Source organism: Arthrobacter sp. B055-34, assembly GCF_059090425.1.
In genome coordinates, this window is sequence record NZ_JBNHFQ010000006.1 from 1 (window position 1) to 19,042 (window position 19,042).

The following is a 19,042-nucleotide window of genomic DNA, read 5'->3' on the forward strand; positions in this document are numbered from 1 at the left end:
CGCGGCGCGAGTACACCGATCGTCCACGCCAAGACCGTGGCGCCGAGGGGTATAAGCCTCGCCGTGAGTACGGGGACCGTCCGCGTCAGGACCGCACCGATGGTCCGCGGCGCGAGTACGGCGATCGTCCGCGTCAGGACCGCGGCGGCCCCCGTGGCTCCGACCGGGGCGCGGCGGGATTCAAGCCGCGCCGCGATGGAGAAGAGCGCTTCGGCGAACGGAAGTATGGGGCTGACCGAGGCGCTGGTCAGCCTCCACTGAAGAATGCACAGGATCTGCGCAGCTCCAACAGGGCTGATCGTCCGCGCTCTCCCCAGATCGACGATGACGTTACCGGGCAGGAACTGGACCGGGTTATCCGTGCACAGTTGCGAACGCTGGAATCAAAGAGCGCGGAGTGGGTTGCCAAGCACCTGGTGATGGCCGCGCGGCTGATGGACGAGGATCCCGAGCTCTCGTTCCAGCATGCCCTGGCAGCCAGCCGCCGTGGCGGCCGGATGGCTCCGGTCCGCGAGGCTGTTGGACTGACTGCCTATGCTGCCGGCCACTACGGTGAGGCGCTGCGGGAATTCCGTACCTACCGTCGTATCAGCGGCTCCAATGCACACCTGCCCGTAATGGCAGACTGTGAGCGCGGACTTGGGCGCCCTGACCGTGCCCTCGAGATGATCCGTTCCGAGGAAGCTACGGACCTGGACGCTGCCGGCAAAGTGGAACTGGCGATTGTGGCGTCTGGTGCCCGGATGGATCTGGAGCAGTATGACGCTGCCGTGGCCGCGCTTGAGATTCCGCAGCTCGACAAGAACCGGGCATTCTCATACAGCCCCAGGTTGTTCCGGGCCTACGCGGACGCCCTTGAGGCCGTGAACCGAGCCGAAGAAGCCGAGCAGTGGCGTCGCCAGGCGCGACTGGCAGAGAGCGCGTTGGGCGTAGGAGAGTTTGCCGAGCCTGAAATCTTCGACCTCGTTGATGAAGATGAGGAGCCGGAAGCCCGGCGTCCACGCGACGTGTCCAGTGGATACGAAGCGGCTCCGGGTGAGGCAGCAGGCAGCGCCGAACCAGATGAAGAGCCATCAGGTCTCGCGGAAGGCGACACCGCGGGCAACGACGGTCAACCGCGTCTTTCCGAGGCAGCGCTCGAGGACGAAGACCTCCATGAAATCGAGGACCCGGTTACAGGTGAACAGGACGTCAAGCGACCCGGAGACGAAGACTGAACCGATGTTGATTGATGGGTATGACGCTCTGCTCTGTGATCTGGACGGGGTGGTTTACGCTGGTGCCGGTGCCATAGCAGGAGCCACTGAGGCTCTCGACAGGTTGCCGGCGGCCGGCGTCAGACTGGGCTATATCACCAACAACGCGTCCCGGTCCTCCGAGCAGGTTGCGGCCCATCTTCGCGAACTGGGCGCGCCGGCGCGGGCCGACCAAGTGTTTGGTTCCGCCCGTGCCGGCGCCGCGCTGCTGGCAAAGCATGTGGCGCCGGGAGCCAAAGTCCTGGTGACCGGCAGCCGGACCTTGGTCCACGAGATTGAAGCCTTGGGTTTTATCCCCGTGGACTCCGCTGCCCAGCGGCCCGACGCTGTCATCCAGGGCTTTGATCCTGCGGTGAGCTGGCTGGATCTGGCCCAGGCATCGTATGCCATAGCAGCCGGTGCATTCTGGGTAGCCACCAATACGGACCTGACGATTCCCCGCGCCGAGGGGATAGCACCGGGAAACGGGTCGCTGGTGGCTGCCGTCCAGACAGCCACTGGGGCGACGCCGCTGGTGGCAGGTAAGCCTGAGGCGGCTCTCTTTACGACGGCGGCGGAAAGCCTCCAGGCGAAGACACCGCTTGTCGTCGGAGACCGTCTGGACACCGACATCCTTGGCGGCAACAACGCGGGCATGCATACGGCGGCGGTGCTGACCGGCGTCGATACGGTGGAAACGATCCTCGCCGCCCGGACAGCCGAACGGCCGCGCTACCTGTTGGCCAATCTGGGCGATCTGTACCAGCCGTATCCGCAGGTAACTTCTGCCGCTGGAATTTTCACCTGTGGCCGCTCGAGCGCTACGGTCGAGAACGGCGTAGTCCGTTATAGCGGTGACCGCAACGAGCTCGACACCTGGCGGGCCGCCTGCGCCGCATGGTGGAACGCCCACCCTGAAACGCCAGCCGCGTTCTTGCCGGAACTGGCCGCGCACGCGTCGATAGACTGAAGCAGGCCGGGCGAACAGCCCCTGATGGTGGAAGGAACTGACCGATGGATTCGATGACTGACCCGATCACTTCCGCTGGACAGCCGTCGCCGGAATCAGCCGCTACGCAGTGGCCGGTCTCGGTTGCGTCCACCGAGGACGAGAGCGTGGACGAAATCATCGAGCCGTTGACTTCGCTGCCGCAAGTCCCGATAACCGAACATGCTGCCGTCTTTACCTACATGCATGATGGCCTGCTGGCTGATTTGGATGCTGGAGCAGACTGAGGCAGGAATGACGAGACTGGATCAGGAACTGGTAGCCCGCGGACTGGCAAGATCCCGGACCCATGCCGCAAAGCTTATCTCCGCCGGCTTGGTGAGCCGCGGGGGGAACATCGTACGGAAGGCCTCCGCCGCTGTGGCAGCCGACGACCAGCTGGAAGTGGCGGCAGCGGGCGAGCCTGAATACGTCAGCCGGGCCGGGCACAAACTGGCCGGCGCGCTTCGTGCCTTCCCGGCCGTAGACACCGAGGGCCGCCGCTGCCTGGACGCCGGGGCGTCCACCGGTGGCTTCACCCAGGTGCTCCTTGAAGCCGGCGCGCGGGAGGTAGTAGCGGTCGACGTCGGTCATGGCCAGATGGTGCCGCAACTGAGCGCCGATGAGCGGGTCCATCTCTTCGAGGGCGTGAACGCCCGGTATCTCGACAGTGCCGATATCGGCGGTCCGGTCTCGCTGACGGTTGCGGATCTGTCCTTCATCTCGCTGACCTTGGTGATGGCGGCCCTCAGCGCGGCCACAGAGCCCGACGGCGACATGGTGCTGATGGTGAAGCCCCAATTCGAGGTGGGACGTGAGTCATTGGCGAGCACCGGCGTCGTCAGTTCGGAAGCCGAACGGCGAAGGGCGGTGGAAAAGGTGGTACGCAGCGGGCTGGAGCATGGACTGCACATCAAGGGGCTGGCCCGCAGTCCGCTGCCCGGCCAGGACGGTAATGTTGAGTTCTTCCTGTGGATGAAGGTACCCGCTATCCGGGCCCCGGCTAGGATCGGAACTGAGCTTGATGCCGCCGTCCGCAATGCCATGGAACAGTATCCGGAACCGCCGGATGCGGAACAGCCCAACAAACTACCGGGAGTAAACGCATGAGCAGACGGATTCTGGTTCTGGCCCACACCGGGCGCCACGACGCTCTGGCCGCCGCCCAGGAAACGTGTGCCCAGCTCCATGCCTCCGGGCTGGTTCCGGTGATGCGGCGCAAAGAAGCGGAGCATATCCGCCAGGTTTATTCCCATCTGGCAGCTCCCCTCGAGATTTTGGACGAAGACGTGAAGCTCAAGGACGTGGACCTGGGCATGGTGCTCGGCGGGGACGGTACCATTCTGCGCTCCGCCGAACTGGTCCGGGACTCCGATGTGCCCCTGCTGGGCGTCAACCTGGGCCACGTGGGCTTCCTGGCGGAAAGCGAACGTGCTGACCTTGCCCAGACCGTCCACTGGGTGGTGGAGCGCCAGTACACCGTTGAGGAACGGATGACCATCGACGTGCAGGTCTGGCTGGACAAGCGCAAGATCGGCCACACCTGGGCGCTGAACGAGGCCACCGTGGAAAAGGGGGACCGCCAGCGGATGGTCGAGGTCGTCGTCGAAGTCGACGCGCTGCCCATCAGCTCCTTCGGCTGTGACGGGGTGGTGATGGCAACGCCGACCGGTTCGACGGCGTATGGTTTCTCGGCCGGGGGACCGGTGGTCTGGCCCGAGGTGGAGGCCCTGCTGATGGTCCCGATCAGTGCGCATGCGCTGTTTGCCAAACCGCTGGTGGTGGCCCCGGACTCGGTCATGGCCGTGGAATTGCTGAACCGCACGGATGCCAATGGGGTGCTCTGGTGCGACGGCAGGCGCAGCCTCGACCTGCCGCCCGGTTCCCGTGTCGAGGTAACGCGCTCGGACAAGCCGGTGCGGCTGGCCCGGACCAGGCGCACGCCTTTTGCCGAACGGCTGGTACGCAAGTTCGAGTTGCCGACCAAGGGCTGGCGCGGTCCGGTCAGCGCGGACGAGGCGCAGCCGCAGACAACGCCGCTGGATACCATCCGGACGGTCGAACCGCACCACACCCCGCCCGAGGAGGAGCGTCGATGATTGAGGAAATCCGAATCAGCAACCTCGGTGTCATCACCGAGGCCGTGTTGCCGCTAGGCCCCGGGCTATCCGTGGTCACGGGTGAAACCGGCGCCGGAAAGACCATGGTGGTGACCGCGCTGGGTCTGCTGCTTGGCGCCCGTTCGGACGCCGGGGCGGTGCGTACCGGTGCTTCCTCCGCCGTCGCCGAAGCCGTGGTCCGGCTTGCTCCGGACAGTCCCGCCATCGCCCGCGCGCAGGATGCCGGCGCGGACATTGAAGAGTACGACGGCGAAGCGGAGCTGATGCTCGCCCGTACCGTTAACGCTGACGGCCGCAGCCGGGCGCATGTCGGCGGCCGTTCGGCTCCGGTGGGTACGCTGGCTGAAATCGGCGAACAGCTGGTGGCGGTCCATGGCCAGTCGGAACAGCTGCGGCTGAAGAGCCAGAGCGCCCAGCGGGAGGCCCTGGACAAGTTCGGCGGGCCCAAGCTGGCCAAGGCGCTGACGGCGTTCCGCCAGTCCTACGAGCGCTGGCGGCAGGCGACGGCGGAGCTGCAGTCGCTGCGGACCGAGGCCCGTGAACGGTTGCGCGAAGCGGAGTCCTTGCAACTGGCACTGGAGGAAATCGACGGTATCGACCCGCAGCCTGGTGAGGACCTGGTGCTCAAGGCGGAGGCCACCAAGCTGGCCAACGTGGAGCAGCTGCGCGCTGCCGCACAGCTGGCGCACCAGGCGCTGATCGCGGAGGAATTCGCCGACTCCGGCGATGCCACATCGCTGGTGGACGCGGCGAAACGATCCTTGGAGCAGGTCCAGGCGGATGACCCGGAACTGGGCAAGGCCGCAGGCCGGCTCGCAGAAGTCGGCTACATCCTGGCCGACGTTGCGGCCGATCTGGCCAGCTACTCTGCTTCGCTGGACAACGAAGGCCCCGAACGGCTGGCGGAGCTGGAGGCGCGCCGGGCCAGTCTTGCCGGTCTGGTGCGCAAGTATGCGCCGAGCATCGACGAGGTGCTGGACTGGAGCGCAATCGCCCGCCAGCGCCTGGAAGAGCTGACCGACGATTCCAGCCGGATCGAGGCGCTGGAAACGGAAATCGCCGCGCTCGAGACCGAACTCACCGAAACCGCCGGCAAGATCACCGCCATGCGTGGCAAGGCCGGCGGCGAACTCGGCCGCAAGGTGGGCAAGGAGCTGGCGGCACTGGCCATGCCGGACGCCGAACTGCACATCCAGCTCGAGCCTGCCGAGGAGCTGGGACCGCACGGGGCGGACAACATCGCGTTCCTGCTGAAGCCGCACCCGGGAGCACCGCCGCGTCCGCTGGGCAAGGGTGCCTCCGGCGGTGAGCTCTCCCGTGTCATGCTCGCCATCGAAGTAGTGTTGGCTGCGGTGGATCCGGTGCCGACGTTTGTCTTCGACGAGGTTGATTCCGGCGTCGGCGGTAAAGCCGCGGTGGAGATCGGGCGGCGGCTGGCCATGCTGGCCAAGTACGTTCAGGTCATCGTGGTTACCCACCTGCCGCAGGTTGCAGCCTTCGCCGACCAGCACATCCGTGTCTACAAAACCTCAGGCGCCGCAGCCAAGAATTCCGAAGGCGTGACGGCCAGCGACGTCACCTTGCTCTCGGATGAAGAGCGAGTGACGGAGCTCGCCCGGATGCTGGCCGGCCAGGAGGAATCCGAACTGGCCCGTGCCCATGCACAGGAACTGATCGAAGGGGCCAAAGGAAGCCGCTAAGCTGTACGATCGGCTGGAGGAACAGACTCCCGCCGCCGCTATTGGCGGCGGGAAGCTGAGGCTGTGTCATCCAACACGAACGGGTGGCCGTAGCGGTTCTGGCAGTCGGAGCCGCTGGAAAGGTGATAGGCTCGAATTCCGTGGTGCAGCGAACAAATTCCCGGTTTTCCAAGTCGTCCAAGACGACCAAACATATCTTCGTCACCGGTGGCGTGGCGTCTTCTCTCGGGAAGGGTCTGACAGCTTCCAGCCTCGGACACCTGCTCCGGGCGCGTGGACTCTCCGTGACCATGCAGAAACTGGATCCCTATCTGAACGTGGATCCGGGCACGATGAACCCCTTCCAGCACGGCGAAGTCTTTGTCACCGACGACGGCGCCGAAACGGATCTGGACATCGGACACTACGAGCGCTTCCTGGACGAGAACCTGGACGGGCTGGCCAACGTGACAACGGGCCAGATCTACTCCACGGTCATCGCGAAGGAGCGCCGCGGCGAGTACCTCGGGGACACCGTACAGGTCATTCCCCATATCACCGATGAAATCAAGCGCCGGATGCGACTGCCCGCCGAGGGCAAGAAGGCGCCGGACGTCATCATCACCGAAATTGGCGGCACCGTCGGCGACATCGAGTCCCAGCCGTTCCTCGAGTCCGCCCGCCAGGTGCGGCAGGATGTCGGGCGCAATAACGTCTTCTTCCTGCATGTCTCGCTGGTGCCCTACATTGGCCCGTCCCAGGAGCTGAAGACCAAGCCGACGCAGCACTCCGTGGCGGCGTTGCGCTCCATCGGCATCCAGCCGGATGCCATCGTCATCCGCTCGGACCGCGAGGTCCCGGAGGCCATGCGGGAGAAGATCGGCCGCATGTGCGATGTGGACGCGGATGCCGTGATCGGCTGCCCGGACGCCCCGAGCATTTACGACATCCCGAAGACCCTGCATGCCCAGATGCTCGACGCATACATCGTCCAGCACCTGGATCTGAAGTTCAAGGACGTGAACTGGACCAAGTGGGATCGGTTGCTGGAGGCCGTCCACAATCCCAAGCACGAGATCGAGATCGCTCTGGTCGGAAAGTACATCGACCTGCCGGACGCCTACCTTTCCGTGACGGAAGCGCTGCGCGCGGGCGGCTTCGCCAATCAAACCAAGGTCAAGATCCGCTGGGTGCCTTCCGATGACTGTGCCACAGCAGAAGGTGCGGCCAGGTCGCTGGCCGGCGTCCACGCCATCTGCGTGCCGGGAGGCTTCGGCATCCGCGGTCTGGAAGGGAAACTGGGCGCGCTGAAATACGCCCGCGAACGCAAGCTGCCGACGCTGGGCCTGTGCCTGGGCCTGCAGTCCATGGTGATGGAATACGCGCGCAACGTGGTCGGTCTTGAGGACGCCTCGTCCACCGAATTCGACCCCGATACCAAGCACCCGGTGATCGCGACGATGGAAGAACAGCTGGATATCGTCGAGGGCAAGGGCGATCTTGGCGGCACGATGCGGCTGGGGCTTTACGAGGCCGCGCTCAAGGGCGGCTCCGTGGTTGCCGAGACCTACGGCTCCACCAAGGTCAGCGAACGCCACCGCCACCGCTATGAGGTGAACAACAAGTACCGGGAGCAGCTGGAAGCGGCGGGCCTCGTGTTTTCCGGAACGTCGCCTGACGGCAAGCTGGTGGAATTCGTCGAGCTGCCCAAGAAGGTGCACCCGTACTACGTGTCGACCCAGGCGCACCCGGAACTGAGCTCCCGTCCGACGCGGCCGCATCCGCTGTTCGCCGGCCTGGTAGCCGCGGCGCTCAACCACGGCAAGCCGGTCTCGAAAGCCGGAGCCTAGCCATGTCCGACGCCGGTCCGAAGGTGTTTGCCGATCAGCCTGATCCGCGCACGCTTGTTGCTTCCGAGACGCTGTACGAGGGCAGGATCTGGAACGTTGTCAGCGATACCTTCCGTCTCTCCGGTGACGCCGAGGACGTCCTGGTCCGCGACTACATCGCCCACCCGGGTGCGGTAGCCGTCGTGGCCATGGACGACAACGGCCGCATCCTGCTCCTGAAGCAGTACCGGCAGCCGGTCCGGATGTCCCTGTGGGAGATCCCGGCCGGCCTGCTGGATGTTGAGGGCGAGGACTTTGTGGTTGCGGCTGCCCGGGAGCTGGCCGAGGAAGCGGACCTCGCGGCTGGCCGCTGGGATGTGCTGGTGGACTTCTTCAATTCACCGGGCTCGTCGAGCGAAGCCATCCGCATCTACCTGGCCAGAAACCTGACTGAAGTTCCCGAAGCTGACCTGCACACGCGAACGGACGAAGAAGCAGAAATCGAGCACCTGTGGGTGGATCTCGACGACGCCGTGCAAGCCGTGATGGCAGGCCGTCTGCACAATCCGTCGGCCGTGGCCGGCGTCCTGGCTGCCGCCGAAGCGTCACGGCGCGGCTTTGAAGGGCTGCGTCCGGCCGACGCACCTTGGCCGGAGCATCCCTCGCAGCGGCACCACCCGGCGCCGGCCGCCGGGACGGGGCAGTGACGTTGCATGGCCGGAAGCGTGCAGGCCGCCACCACGGCCGGTGATCTAGGAACGACGGCGCTGGGCGGCGCCATATCGGACTACCTGCAGCACATGGCCGTTGAACGCGGCCTGGCGGCCAATACGGTGGCCGCCTACCGCCGGGACCTGAAGCGGTACCTGCACTTCCTGGAACAGCGGTCGGTCGATGACCCGGTGAAAATCAGCCGGCAAGACGTCACTGCGTTCGCGCAGGTTCTTTCCGATGGATCGGACGGAGCGTCGGCCCTGAGCATCCGTTCCGCGGCACGGACCATCGTGGCGGTGCGCGGCCTGCACAAGTTCTGGAGCCTGGAGGGGATCACCGCCACGGATCCGGCCACCGACGTCCACCCGCCGATGCCGGGCAAACGCCTGCCCAAAGCCATCTCGGTCGGCGAAGTTACCCGGATTCTGGAAGCGGTCAGTACCGAAACGCCCACCGGCCAGCGTGACCGTGCGCTGCTCGAATTCCTCTACTCAACCGGCGCGCGGATCAGCGAGGCCGTCGGTCTCGACGTCGATGACGTGAGCGTCGAGACCATCGACGAGGGGCCCGCCGTCGTACGTCTGCTGGGCAAGGGTTCCAAGGAGCGGCTGGTGCCGCTGGGATCCTATGCGGCCAAGGCCGTGGACGACTATCTGGTCCGCGCCCGTCCGGGCATCGCTGCCAAAGGCCGCGGCACACCCGCGCTTTTCCTGAACGCCCGTGGCGGACGGCTGAGCCGCCAGAGCGCATGGACCATCCTGAAAACGGCGGCAGAGAAGGCCGCCATTGGCCGGGACGTCTCGCCGCACACGCTGCGGCATTCATTTGCGACCCACCTGCTTGAAGGCGGCGCGGACGTGCGGGTGGTGCAGGAGCTGCTGGGCCACGCGTCGGTCACCACCACACAGGTGTACACGCTGGTCAACGCAGACACGTTGCGCGAGGTTTACGCCGCGGCCCATCCCCGGGCGCTGGGTTAGCACGCCTTGCCGGCAGGTCAGGAAGGATAGACTCGGCTCATGACTGAAGTGGCCGTGGCTTTGTGCTTCCTGGTGCAGGAAAAGGACGGCGGACTTGCGGTACTGCTGGGCCACAAGAAGTCCGGTTTCGGTACCGGCAAGGTCGTCGGGGTCGGCGGAAAGCTTGAGCCGGGGGAGACCGCACCGGAGGCTGCCTGCCGCGAGGTCATGGAAGAGACGGGCGTGACGGTCCGGCAGGAGGACCTGGAACCTGCGGGACGGATCCTGTTCGACTTCCCGTCACAGCCGCTGTGGAACATGGATGCCGCGCTTTTTGTCGCGCGCCGCTGGTCCGGCGAACCGGCAGAATCCGAGGAAATTGTCCCGGAATGGTTCGGGTTGGACGCGCTGCCGCTGGCGCTCATGTGGCACGACGCCGGCACGTGGCTGCCCCTGGCACTCACCGGGGCGATGCCCAACTTCCGCATCGTGCTCAACGACGACAATGAAACCGCGGCCAGGTTCGATCCGCTGGAGCCGCTTTCGTAAAGCCGGCGCTCTGCCGCGAGCCATGGAACTACCCGCAACGCAGGATGCCCGCCGAAAGTACGGCGGGCATCCTGCGTTGCGGCTGTTTATCGGTCAGAGCGAACGCTGGTCGGGTCCGTTGTACTCGCTCAGCGGACGGATCAGGGAGTTGGCTTCACGCTGCTCCATGATGTGTGCCGTCCAGCCGGTGATGCGGGCGGCGACGAACAGCGGAGTGAACGTCTGGGTGTCGAAGCCCATCAGGTGGTACGTCGGGCCGGCCGGATAGTCCAGGTTCGGCTTGATGTTCTTCTTCTCGGCCATGGCCGATTCCAATGCCGTGTACAGCTCGGCCAGGTCCGGCCGGTTGTAGTACGCGATCATCTTGTCCAGGGCGGCCTTCATGGTCGGTACGCGCGAGTCGCCCTTCTTGTAGACACGGTGCCCGAACCCCATGATCTTCTTCTTGGTGGCCAGGGCATCCTCCAGCCACGCCTGCGCGCGCCGGGTGATGTCGCCGCCTTCGGTGCCGATCTCTTCGAAGGTGTCCATGACGGCCTCATTGGCGCCGCCGTGGAGCGGGCCCTTGAGCGCGCCGATGGCCCCGGTGACGGCGGAATGAAGATCCGCCAGGGTCGAGGTGATGACGCGCGCCGTGAAGGTCGAGGCGTTGAACGAGTGCTCGGCGTAGAGGATCATCGAGACGTTGAAGGCCTCGATCACCTCAGGTGCAGCTTCCTCGCCGAAGGTCATGTAGAGGAAGTTGGCCGAGTAGTCCAGGTCTTCGCGGGGCTCTACAACGTCCAGGCCGCGCCGGCGGCGCTGGTCATAGGCAACCACGGCGGGGAACGCGGCGAAGAGGTCCTTGGCCTTGGCCAAGTTGGCTTCGGGCGACGAGTCCTCCGAGCGCGGATGCCGTGCCCCGATGACGCTCGCCGCCGTTCGGCACACGTCCATGGGGTGGGACGATGTGGGCAGCGTATCGATGACGGACTTGACCACCGGGTCCAGTGCCCGCCCGGAGCGCTCGTGGGCGGTGAATTCAGCCAGCTCCGCGTTGGTTGGAAGTTCGCTGTGCCAGAGCAGATAGGCGACCTGCTCGAAACTGCACTGGGCGGCCAGATCCTGGACCGGGTAACCGCGGTAGAGCAGGGAATTGGTGTCCGCGTTGACTTTGGAAATGCGGGTAGTATCGGCGACGACGCCGGCAAGTCCCTTGTGGATCTGCGGTGCTTCTGTGGTTGCTTCGCTGGTCATAGCGACTCCTTTATCAAGACAGCGATGCCGTCAGTGTTGTCCGGGTACCTGGAAGTTGAAGACCGAAGTGTCGAAGTGGTTATAAGCTTCATAATCCACCAATTCGTACAAACGTGCACGGGTCAACATGTTTTCCACGTCGGTTTGCTGCGAACCCTTGGCCTTGATGGTGTCCAAAGTGCGTTCCGCGGCACCCATGGCACTGCGCAGCAGCGTGACCGGATAGATGACAATGTTGACGCCGGCTGAGGCCAGTTGCTCGGTGGTGAAAAGCTCGCTCTTGCCGAACTCCGTCATGTTTGCCAGCACCGGTACATCCACCGCGTCGCGGATGGCCTGGAATTCCTCCAGGTTGCGCATTGCTTCGGGGAAGATGGCGTCGGCACCGGCATCCACCAGGGCCTTGGCACGGTCCTGTGCTGCCTCGATGCCGTCCACGGCCCGGATATCGGTCCGGGCCATGATCAGGAAGTTCGGGTCGCGGCGCGCATCGGCTGCGGCGCGGATGCGTTTGGTGGCGGTCTCCAGATCCACCACGTTCTTGCCGTCCAGGTGGCCGCAGCGCTTCGGATTGAACTGGTCCTCGATATGGCAGCCGGCCAGCCCGGCGTTTTCGAGTTCCTGGATGCTGCGGGCCACATTCATGGGCTCGCCGAAGCCGGTGTCGGCGTCGACGATCGCCGGCAGCTCGGTCATCCGCGCGATCTGTCCTGCCCGGGTAGCCACTTCGGTCAGCGTGGTCAGTCCGATATCGGGCAGGCCCAGGTCATTGGCCAGAACGGCGCCGGAAATGTAGACGCCGTTAAAGCCCTTCTCCTCGATCAGCCGTGCCGACAACGGGTTGAACGCACCGGGGAACTGCTGGATGGTGCCCGAGGCCAGGCCATCACGCAGCGCTACGCGCTTCTGCTCGGGGGTGGTTTTCGCGTACAGCATTTAGAAAATCCCCTTCGGTCCGGCGCTCAGGTCGATGACGCCGTCGGCCGCTGCAATGTTGAGCTGGTCCAGTTCGCCCGCGCCAAGTTCAGGCAGACGTTCGACGGCGGCGAGGAACCTGTCGATTTCGGCCTCCTCCACCAGGCGGTAGCCGTTCTGGCCGGCAGCCAGCGTGCGCAGTTTGTTGATGTACTGCTCGCGGGCAAACGGGCGGGCACCCAGCGGGTGGGCGTCGGCCACGGCAATCTCATCCACAATGGTGCTGCCGTCCTTGAGCGTGATCTCCACGCGGCCGCCGAAGGCTTTTTCGCTGATGTCCAGCGAATGGTAGCGGCGGGTCCATTCCTGGTCTTCTTCCGTGGCCACCTTGTGCCAGAGGTCCACGGTATCGGCACGTCCGGCGCGCTCCGGGCTGTAGGAATCGACGTGGTGCCACTTTCCGTCCTGCAGGGCGACGGTGAAGATGTACGGGATGGAGTGGTCCAGCGTTTCCCGCGAGGCCTTCGGATCGTACTTCTGCGGGTCGTTCGCACCGGAGCCAATGACATAGTGCGTGTGGTGCGAGGTGTGGATGACGATCTTGTCCACGTTCGCCGGGTTGGTGGCTTCCGGGTGCTCGCCGTGCAGCTTGCGGGCCAGATCGATCAGGGCCTGTGCCTGGTATTCGGCGGAATGCTCCTTGGTGTAGGTATCGAGGATGGCCCGCTTGGCTTCGCCGTCGGCGGGCAGCGGCACCTCGTAGGCGGCCTCGGGTCCGTCCAGCATCCAGGCGATGACGCCGTCTTCGCCTTCGTAGATGGGCACCGGCGAGGTCTGCCCGCGCATGGCCCGGTCAACGGCTTCCACGGCCATCTTGCCGGCGAACGCCGGTGCATGGGCCTTCCACGTGGAGATCTCGCCCTTGCGGGACTGGCGGGTCGCCGTCGTCGTATGCAGTGCCTGGCCCACGGCCTGGAAGATGGTTTCGACGTCGAGACCCAGCAGGGTGCCGATGCCGGCTGCGGCGGACGGGCCGAGGTGGGCGACGTGGTCGATCTTGTGCTTGTGCAGGCAGATCGCCTTCACCAGATCCACCTGGATTTCATAGCCGGTGGCGATCCCGCGCACGAGGTCGCGGCCGTTGGCGCCGGTGTGCTGCGCGACGGCGAGAATGGGCGGAATGTTGTCGCCCGGGTGGGAGTACTCGGCGGCGAGGAAGGTGTCGTGGTAGTCCAGTTCGCGCACGGCGACACCGTTGGCCCAGGCAGCCCACTCCGGCGAGGTCTTGCCGGCAACGCCGTAGATCCCTGCCCCGTTGCCGTTCGCCGAGACCGGGTGGCTCAGCGCCTGTGAACGGGCGGCCACGATCGGGCCGCGGTTCAGCGACGCAACGGCCACGGAGGCGTTGTCGATAATGCGGTTGATGACCATATCGGTCACGTCGTCGCTGACTTCCACCGGGTCGACGGCGACCTTCGCGATCTTGTAGGCAAGCTGGTCCTGCCGCGGAAGGTTCTCTTCACTGCGGTAGACACGGACTTTGTGGTTGACGGTCATGAGGCTGTCCTCTCGGCTGACGGTTGGGTGGTTTTGAGATGTTCAAGGCTTTGGTAAAGATGTACTGCGGTGGCCGCCGCGGCGAGCTGGCCGTCCCCGGCGGCGATGGCCCCGGCGATGTTGGCGTGCTCCGTGGCTGCTGCCAGCAGGCGTTCGGGATTGTCTTTGGCCAGCCGGCGGATCCGGACCAGATGCACCCGCAGGTTCTTCAGCGCCTGCAGCAGGTAGGCGTTGTCGATGGCCTCGTCGATGGCCCGGTCCAGCCGGCCCACGAGAGCGTAGTAGTCATGGCGGGCCGGATCATCTCCGCGCAGCAGCTGGGCCGCCGAGGCGAACTCCTGCTGCAGGCGCTTGAAGACTGCCGGGTCCCCGCGCCGTGCCGCCAGGGACGCGGCCTGGCACTCCAGCGCGGTGCGCAGTTCGAAGAGTTCGGCAGCGGTATCCAGCGAGATGGCCGTGACGACGACGCCGCGGCCGCTGTGCGGGGCAGCCAGGCCTTCGGCAGTCAGCCGTCCCAGCGCTTCACGCAGGGGAGTGCGGGAGACCCCGAGCCGCTCGGCCTGTTCCACTTCCCCGAGGACGGTCCCCGGCGGCAACCGCCACTCGACGATGTCCTCCCGCAAGGCCCAATAGGCACGTTCGCTGGCACGCATTGGCACCTCCCGTTCTGCAGGTTCTGGTGAATTTGAATACAGCACCAGTGTATACACAGCAGGGAGGGAATCAAGGGTAAGCGCGGATTTCTTGGGAGAACCGCACGAAAATGTATACACCGCTCTTGTTTGCTGCAGGTTTGGGCCGATAGTATGGCGAGCATCACATCGAAGTTTCGAAAGGGATCAGCGTGGACAGCTACCGCACTATGTACGAGGCCAGTTGCGATGAGCCGGAGAAGTTCTGGCTCGATGCAGCCTCGGCCATCCAGTGGGACCAGGCGCCTGCCCAGGCGCTCGACGACGGCAACCCGCCGATCTACCGCTGGTTTCCGGACGGCGAGCTCAACACCAGCGTCAACGCCCTGGACCGCCATGTTGCTGCCGGCCGTGGCGGGGATACCGCGCTGATCTATGATTCGGCGATGCTGGGGCGGCAGCGCAGCTACACCTACCAGGAGTTGCTGTCCGAGGTTGAGCGCTTTGCGGGGGTGCTGCGCGGCCGGGGAGTGGGGCACGGCGACCGGGTCATCATCTACATGCCCATGATTCCCGAGGCCGCCGTGGCCATGTTGGCGGTAGCCCGGCTCGGAGCGATCCATTCAGTGGTGTTCGGTGGGTTTGCGGCACAGGAACTCGCCGCCCGGATTGATGATGCACGCCCCTCCTCCATTGTGACCACCAGCGGCGGAATCGAACCGTCGCGCCGGATCGAGTACCTGCCGGCGGTCGCCGAAGCCATCGAGCTCGCAGGCCACGCCGTTGCCGATGTGATCGTCAAGGCGCGGGAGGGTTTCCATCACACCGTCGAGGACTTCACGGCAGCCGCCACGGTATGGCATGACTGGGACGCGCTGGCGGCAACAGCCGAGCCGGCGGAGCCGGTGTCCGTCAAGGCAACCGACCCGCTCTACATTCTCTATACCTCCGGTACCACCGGCGCCCCGAAGGGCGTGGTGCGGGACAACGGCTCCCATGCGGTGGCGATGGCGTGGTCGATGAAGAACATTTACAACGTTGGCCCGGGCAACGTCATGTGGACCGCTTCCGACGTCGGCTGGGTAGTGGGGCACTCCTACATTGTTTATGGACCCCTGATTGCCGGAGCCACCACGGTGCTTTACGAAGGCAAGCCGGTGGGGACCCCGGATGCCGGCGCATTCTGGCGGGTAGTCCAGGACCATCGTGTGGATGTTCTCTTTACCGCCCCCACTGCGCTACGGGCCATCCGCAAGGCCGACCCTGCGGCCGAGCTGGTCAAGGACTATGACATCTCTTCCCTGCGCACACTGTTTGCGGCGGGGGAGCGGCTTGACCCGGAGACCTATGAGTGGATTTCGGCTGCCCTGCAGGTGCCGGTTATCGACCATTGGTGGCAGACGGAGACCGGTTGGGCCATCGCAGCCAATCCGCTCGGTGTGGAGCAGCTTCCGGTCAAGGCCGGATCGCCCACTGTGCCGGTGCCGGGGTACCGGCTGGAAATCGTCGACGCAGGCGGGCAGCCCGTGCCGCCCGGCACCGAAGGCAACATCGTGCTGCGGCTGCCGCTGCCGCCGGGAACCCTGACAACGCTCTGGGGCAACGACGAGCGGTACATCCGGTCCTACCTGGACATCTTCGACGGTTATTACACCACGGGGGACTCCGGCTACCTGGACGAGGACGGCTATCTGTTCGTCATGGGCCGCACCGACGACGTCATCAACGTCTCGGGCCACCGGCTCTCCACCGGGGCAATGGAACAGGCCGTGGCACGGCACCCGGTCGTGGCCGAATGCGCCGTCGTCGGTATTGCCGATGACCTCAAGGGACAGCGACCCAGCGGATTTGTGGTGCTCAAGGCCGGCAGCGAAATGGCGCAGGACCAGCTTCAGCGGGAACTGGTGGACCTGGTGCGCTCGCAGATCGGGCCGGTCGCGGACTTCAAGGAGATACGGATCGTGGCCGCACTGCCGAAGACGCGGTCAGGCAAGATCCTGCGCAAGACCATGCGGCAGATCGCCGACGGCGAAGCGTATACTGTGCCTTCCACCATCGAGGATCCGCTGGTGATCGACGACCTTGTGCGGCTGCTGCGGTCCTAGCCCGGCGCTCGCCGGCATCACACCCGGCGCCAGGCGTACTCGAATTCCGGCCGTCCCCGCGTGCCGTAGCGGGGAGACCGGACGGCAGCGTTCTGCTCGGCAAGGTGCTCCAGGTACCGGCGTGCGGTCACCCGGGACATGCCCAGCTGTTCGGTGACTTCAACCGCCGAGATGGGGGACTGGCTGCCTTTCAGCAGCGTGATGACGCTTTGCAGGGTCTCTTCGGAAAAACCTTTGGGCAGGGTGGCCGCGGCCGGGGTGCGCAGTGCGGCGAAGGCGCGGTCCACAGCTTCCTGGGTTGTTGCGCTGCCGTGCTGGGCAAGGCTGTCCCGGAACTGCCGGTAGTGATGGAGTTTGTCGCTGAAGGCCGCGAAGGTGAACGGCTTGATCAGGTACTGCGCAATGCCGGAGGCAATGGCCTTGCGGACAATAGGCAGCTCCCGGACCGCAGTTACGGCGATGATTTCCACGGGCAGGCCGGAACCGCGGATTCTGCGCAGGATATCCAGTCCGTGCAGATCCGGCAGGTTCATGTCCAGCAGCACCAGATCGACGGCGACGGCGGACTCCTGCTGCCTTCCGGGGGACAGCCCCAAAAAGGCCAAAGCCTCGGAACCCGTGTGCGCCACACCCGCGAGCTGGAAACCGTCGATCCGCCGGACATACTCCGCATGGGCGGCAGCTGCCACGGATTCGTCTTCGACCACGAGGACGCGGATCGGATCAGGCATGGGTGCCTCCTGTTTCCTCTCCCGCGGCCGGCTGGACCGGATGCAGTGGCAGCGACACGGTGAACACGGCTCCATCCTCATTGTCCACGGTCAGTTGCCCGCCCAATCTCCTAACGGCTTGGCGCACGAGGGCCAGGCCCACGCCGCGGCGCCTGCCGCCGTCGGCCTTGGAGCTGAAGCCAAGGCTGAAAATGCTCTCCAACTCCGATTCCGGAATCCCCGGTCCGCTGTCGTGAACCTCGATCCACAATTCTTCGGCAGTGCTGAGGAAGTCTATCGAGACTTCCCGGTGCTCCGACCCTGAGACTGCGTCAAATGCGTTATCCAGCAGGTTGCCCACGATGGTCACGAGCGCGGCCGGATCGAGCCCGGCACGGGCGCCGGCGGGAACTGTCTCGGCGCCGAAGGCTGTGTCCGCCGTGATGTTGAGCTCGATACCGCGCTCATTGGCCTGGGCTGCCTTGCCCACCAGCAACGCCGAAATGAAGGGTTCGTCGACGGCGGAGACCACCTTGTCCGTCAGCTGCTGCGACTGCTGCAGGTCGCGGGCCGCGAACTCGATCGCATCGCTGTCCCTGCCCAGTTCGATCAGCGACACGATGGTGTGCAGCCTGTTGGAGTGCTCGTGCGTCTGGGCCCGGAGCGCGTCGGTGAGGGTGTGCATGGACTCCAGCTCGCCGGCCAGGGACTGGACCTCGGTCCGGTCGCGCAAGGTCGCCACGGTTCCCAGCGGCGCGGCCGGCTTTGCGGTACGGCTTCCCGCCGCGGCGCCGGCTGCCCGAGTCCGCTGCGGCGGGCGCACGGCAGGGTCCTGGCTGACGACCAGTACCTGGTCATCGGTCACAAGCACCTCTTCCCGCGCAACGCGGCCGCTGAGCAGCAGCTCTTTCAGCGGCCCCGGGATCTTCAGGACGGCGATGTCCAGGGCCGGGCCTCCCGGCGGCCTGGGCGGCAGGTTCAGCAGCCGGGCCGCCTGGTCGTTGTAGAGCACCAGCTGTCCGCCGGGATCGACCAGAACCACCCCTTCGCGGACCGAATGCAGGACCGAATCGTAGAAGATGAAAATTCTGGACAGCTGTTCCGGGCCCCAGCCCAAGGTGGCTCGGTTCAGGTAGCGGCTGAGGAGCCAGGAGGCCACCGACGACGCCGCCATGACGGCCACGGCAGTGAGGATCACGAAGGGGAGCCGGGCAGCAATGGCCACCGAGACATTGGTGACCGTGACACCGGTGGCCACCATCCCATGGACGGTGCCGTCCTCGTCCTGGATCGGCACGATGGCCCGGACGGAAGGGCCCAGCGTGCCGGCAACGGTTTCGGTCCAGATCTCGCCTCGCAGCGCCTGCTCGGTGCTGCCGATGTACGTTCTGCCTATCTCGGCGGGATCCGGATGGGTGAAGCGGGTGCCGTCGGGAGCCATGATCGTGATGAAGTCCACCGAGGCATCGTGCATGATGTCGCGCGCATACGGCTGCAGGGCCGAGGTCGGATTGGGCGACTGGACCGCTTCCAGGACAAAGGGGCTGGCCGCGATGGTCACGGCGACGGAGCGCATGCGCTGCTCGGCGCGGCTGTAATTCTGGTCCCGCGCGTCGAGGAACAAAACCGTAGCCACCACTGCCGTCAGCACCGTCAGGAAAATGAGCTGGCCGGCGAATATCCGCGCCGCGAGGCTCCAGCTCTTCATGCGGTTTCCTTTCGGTCTGCGAACAGTATGAACGTAATGGTGATGGGAGTCACTGTGACCGGCAACATGGTTTCGAACGCTCCGCCAGCCCCGGCGGCACCTCACC

Annotated in this window: 16 protein-coding genes and 1 pseudogene; 11 read left to right on the top strand and 6 right to left on the bottom strand. The window is 65.4% G+C overall.

Going from position 1 to position 19,042, the window contains the following annotated elements:
- The 10 genes and pseudogenes from AC5RWO_RS12500 to AC5RWO_RS12545 form a co-directional block, all read left to right on the top strand.
- Positions 1-1,217: pseudogene (locus AC5RWO_RS12500) on the top strand (hypothetical protein); the annotation flags it as partial.
- A 4-nt stretch (positions 1,218-1,221) separates the two neighbouring features.
- The gene (locus AC5RWO_RS12505; protein ID WP_498731706.1) at positions 1,222-2,205 is read left to right on the top strand and encodes an HAD-IIA family hydrolase; all 984 of its coding nucleotides are present in this window, start codon (positions 1,222-1,224) and stop codon (positions 2,203-2,205) included.
- A gap of 44 nt (positions 2,206-2,249) precedes the next feature.
- The gene (locus tag AC5RWO_RS12510) at positions 2,250-2,471 is read left to right on the top strand and encodes a hypothetical protein (protein ID WP_498731708.1); all 222 of its coding nucleotides are present in this window, start codon (positions 2,250-2,252) and stop codon (positions 2,469-2,471) included.
- Between the two features lie 7 nt (positions 2,472-2,478).
- Positions 2,479-3,333 (top strand): TlyA family RNA methyltransferase, encoded by an 855-nt coding sequence (locus tag AC5RWO_RS12515; protein WP_498731709.1) that lies wholly within the window; start codon positions 2,479-2,481, stop codon positions 3,331-3,333.
- Positions 3,330-4,322 carry an NAD kinase gene (locus AC5RWO_RS12520; RefSeq protein ID WP_498636929.1) on the top strand — a complete coding sequence of 331 codons (993 nt, stop codon included), beginning with the start codon at positions 3,330-3,332 and terminating at the stop codon, positions 4,320-4,322. Before AC5RWO_RS12515 ends, AC5RWO_RS12520 begins: the two co-directional genes overlap by 4 nt.
- Positions 4,319-6,043 carry a DNA repair protein RecN gene (gene recN, locus AC5RWO_RS12525; protein WP_498731711.1) on the top strand — a complete coding sequence of 575 codons (1,725 nt, stop codon included), beginning with the start codon at positions 4,319-4,321 and terminating at the stop codon, positions 6,041-6,043. Before AC5RWO_RS12520 ends, recN begins: the two co-directional genes overlap by 4 nt.
- A 122-nt stretch (positions 6,044-6,165) precedes the next feature.
- The gene (gene pyrG, locus AC5RWO_RS12530) at positions 6,166-7,872 is read left to right on the top strand and encodes a CTP synthase (protein WP_498731712.1); all 1,707 of its coding nucleotides are present in this window, start codon (positions 6,166-6,168) and stop codon (positions 7,870-7,872) included.
- 2 nt (positions 7,873-7,874) lie between these two features.
- On the top strand, positions 7,875-8,558 hold the full coding sequence (locus AC5RWO_RS12535; protein ID WP_498731713.1) for an NUDIX domain-containing protein: 684 nt from the start codon (positions 7,875-7,877) through the stop codon (positions 8,556-8,558).
- Between the two features lie 93 nt (positions 8,559-8,651).
- Positions 8,652-9,545, top strand: a complete 894-nt coding sequence (gene xerD, locus AC5RWO_RS12540) for a site-specific tyrosine recombinase XerD (RefSeq protein WP_498731996.1) — start codon at positions 8,652-8,654, stop codon at positions 9,543-9,545.
- 39 nt (positions 9,546-9,584) lie between these two features.
- The gene (locus tag AC5RWO_RS12545) at positions 9,585-10,073 is read left to right on the top strand and encodes an 8-oxo-dGTP diphosphatase (protein WP_498731714.1); all 489 of its coding nucleotides are present in this window, start codon (positions 9,585-9,587) and stop codon (positions 10,071-10,073) included.
- A 93-nt stretch (positions 10,074-10,166) separates the two neighbouring features.
- Here the strand turns inward: AC5RWO_RS12545 and AC5RWO_RS12550 are convergent, their stop codons facing one another.
- The 4 genes from AC5RWO_RS12550 to AC5RWO_RS12565 are packed head-to-tail and all read right to left on the bottom strand — an operon-like array spanning position 10,167 to position 14,434.
- Positions 10,167-11,309 carry a bifunctional 2-methylcitrate synthase/citrate synthase gene (locus tag AC5RWO_RS12550; protein WP_498731716.1) on the bottom strand — a complete coding sequence of 381 codons (1,143 nt, stop codon included), beginning with the start codon at positions 11,307-11,309 and terminating at the stop codon, positions 10,167-10,169.
- Positions 11,310-11,339: 30 nt separating this feature from the next.
- Complete coding sequence (gene prpB / locus AC5RWO_RS12555) at positions 11,340-12,245, bottom strand: methylisocitrate lyase (protein ID WP_498731717.1); 906 nt, start codon at positions 12,243-12,245, stop codon at positions 11,340-11,342.
- Entirely contained in the window at positions 12,246-13,781 is a 1,536-nt protein-coding gene (locus tag AC5RWO_RS12560; RefSeq protein WP_498731718.1) for an MmgE/PrpD family protein, read from the bottom strand.
- On the bottom strand, positions 13,778-14,434 hold the full coding sequence (locus tag AC5RWO_RS12565; RefSeq protein WP_498731720.1) for a GntR family transcriptional regulator: 657 nt from the start codon (positions 14,432-14,434) through the stop codon (positions 13,778-13,780). Before AC5RWO_RS12565 ends, AC5RWO_RS12560 begins: the two co-directional genes overlap by 4 nt.
- A 185-nt stretch (positions 14,435-14,619) precedes the next feature.
- Between AC5RWO_RS12565 and AC5RWO_RS12570 the strand changes: the two genes are divergently transcribed.
- A complete protein-coding gene (locus AC5RWO_RS12570; RefSeq protein WP_498731998.1) occupies positions 14,620-16,518 on the top strand; it encodes a propionyl-CoA synthetase in 1,899 nt (632 codons plus the stop codon).
- A gap of 17 nt (positions 16,519-16,535) precedes the next feature.
- Here AC5RWO_RS12570 and AC5RWO_RS12575 read toward each other — a convergent pair whose 3' ends face one another.
- On the bottom strand, positions 16,536-17,249 hold the full coding sequence (locus AC5RWO_RS12575; protein ID WP_498731721.1) for a response regulator: 714 nt from the start codon (positions 17,247-17,249) through the stop codon (positions 16,536-16,538).
- Positions 17,242-18,936, bottom strand: a complete 1,695-nt coding sequence (locus tag AC5RWO_RS12580) for a sensor histidine kinase (RefSeq protein WP_498731722.1) — start codon at positions 18,934-18,936, stop codon at positions 17,242-17,244. The genes AC5RWO_RS12575 and AC5RWO_RS12580 overlap by 8 nt, the downstream gene beginning before the upstream one ends.
- Between the last annotated feature and the right edge of the window lie 106 nt (positions 18,937-19,042).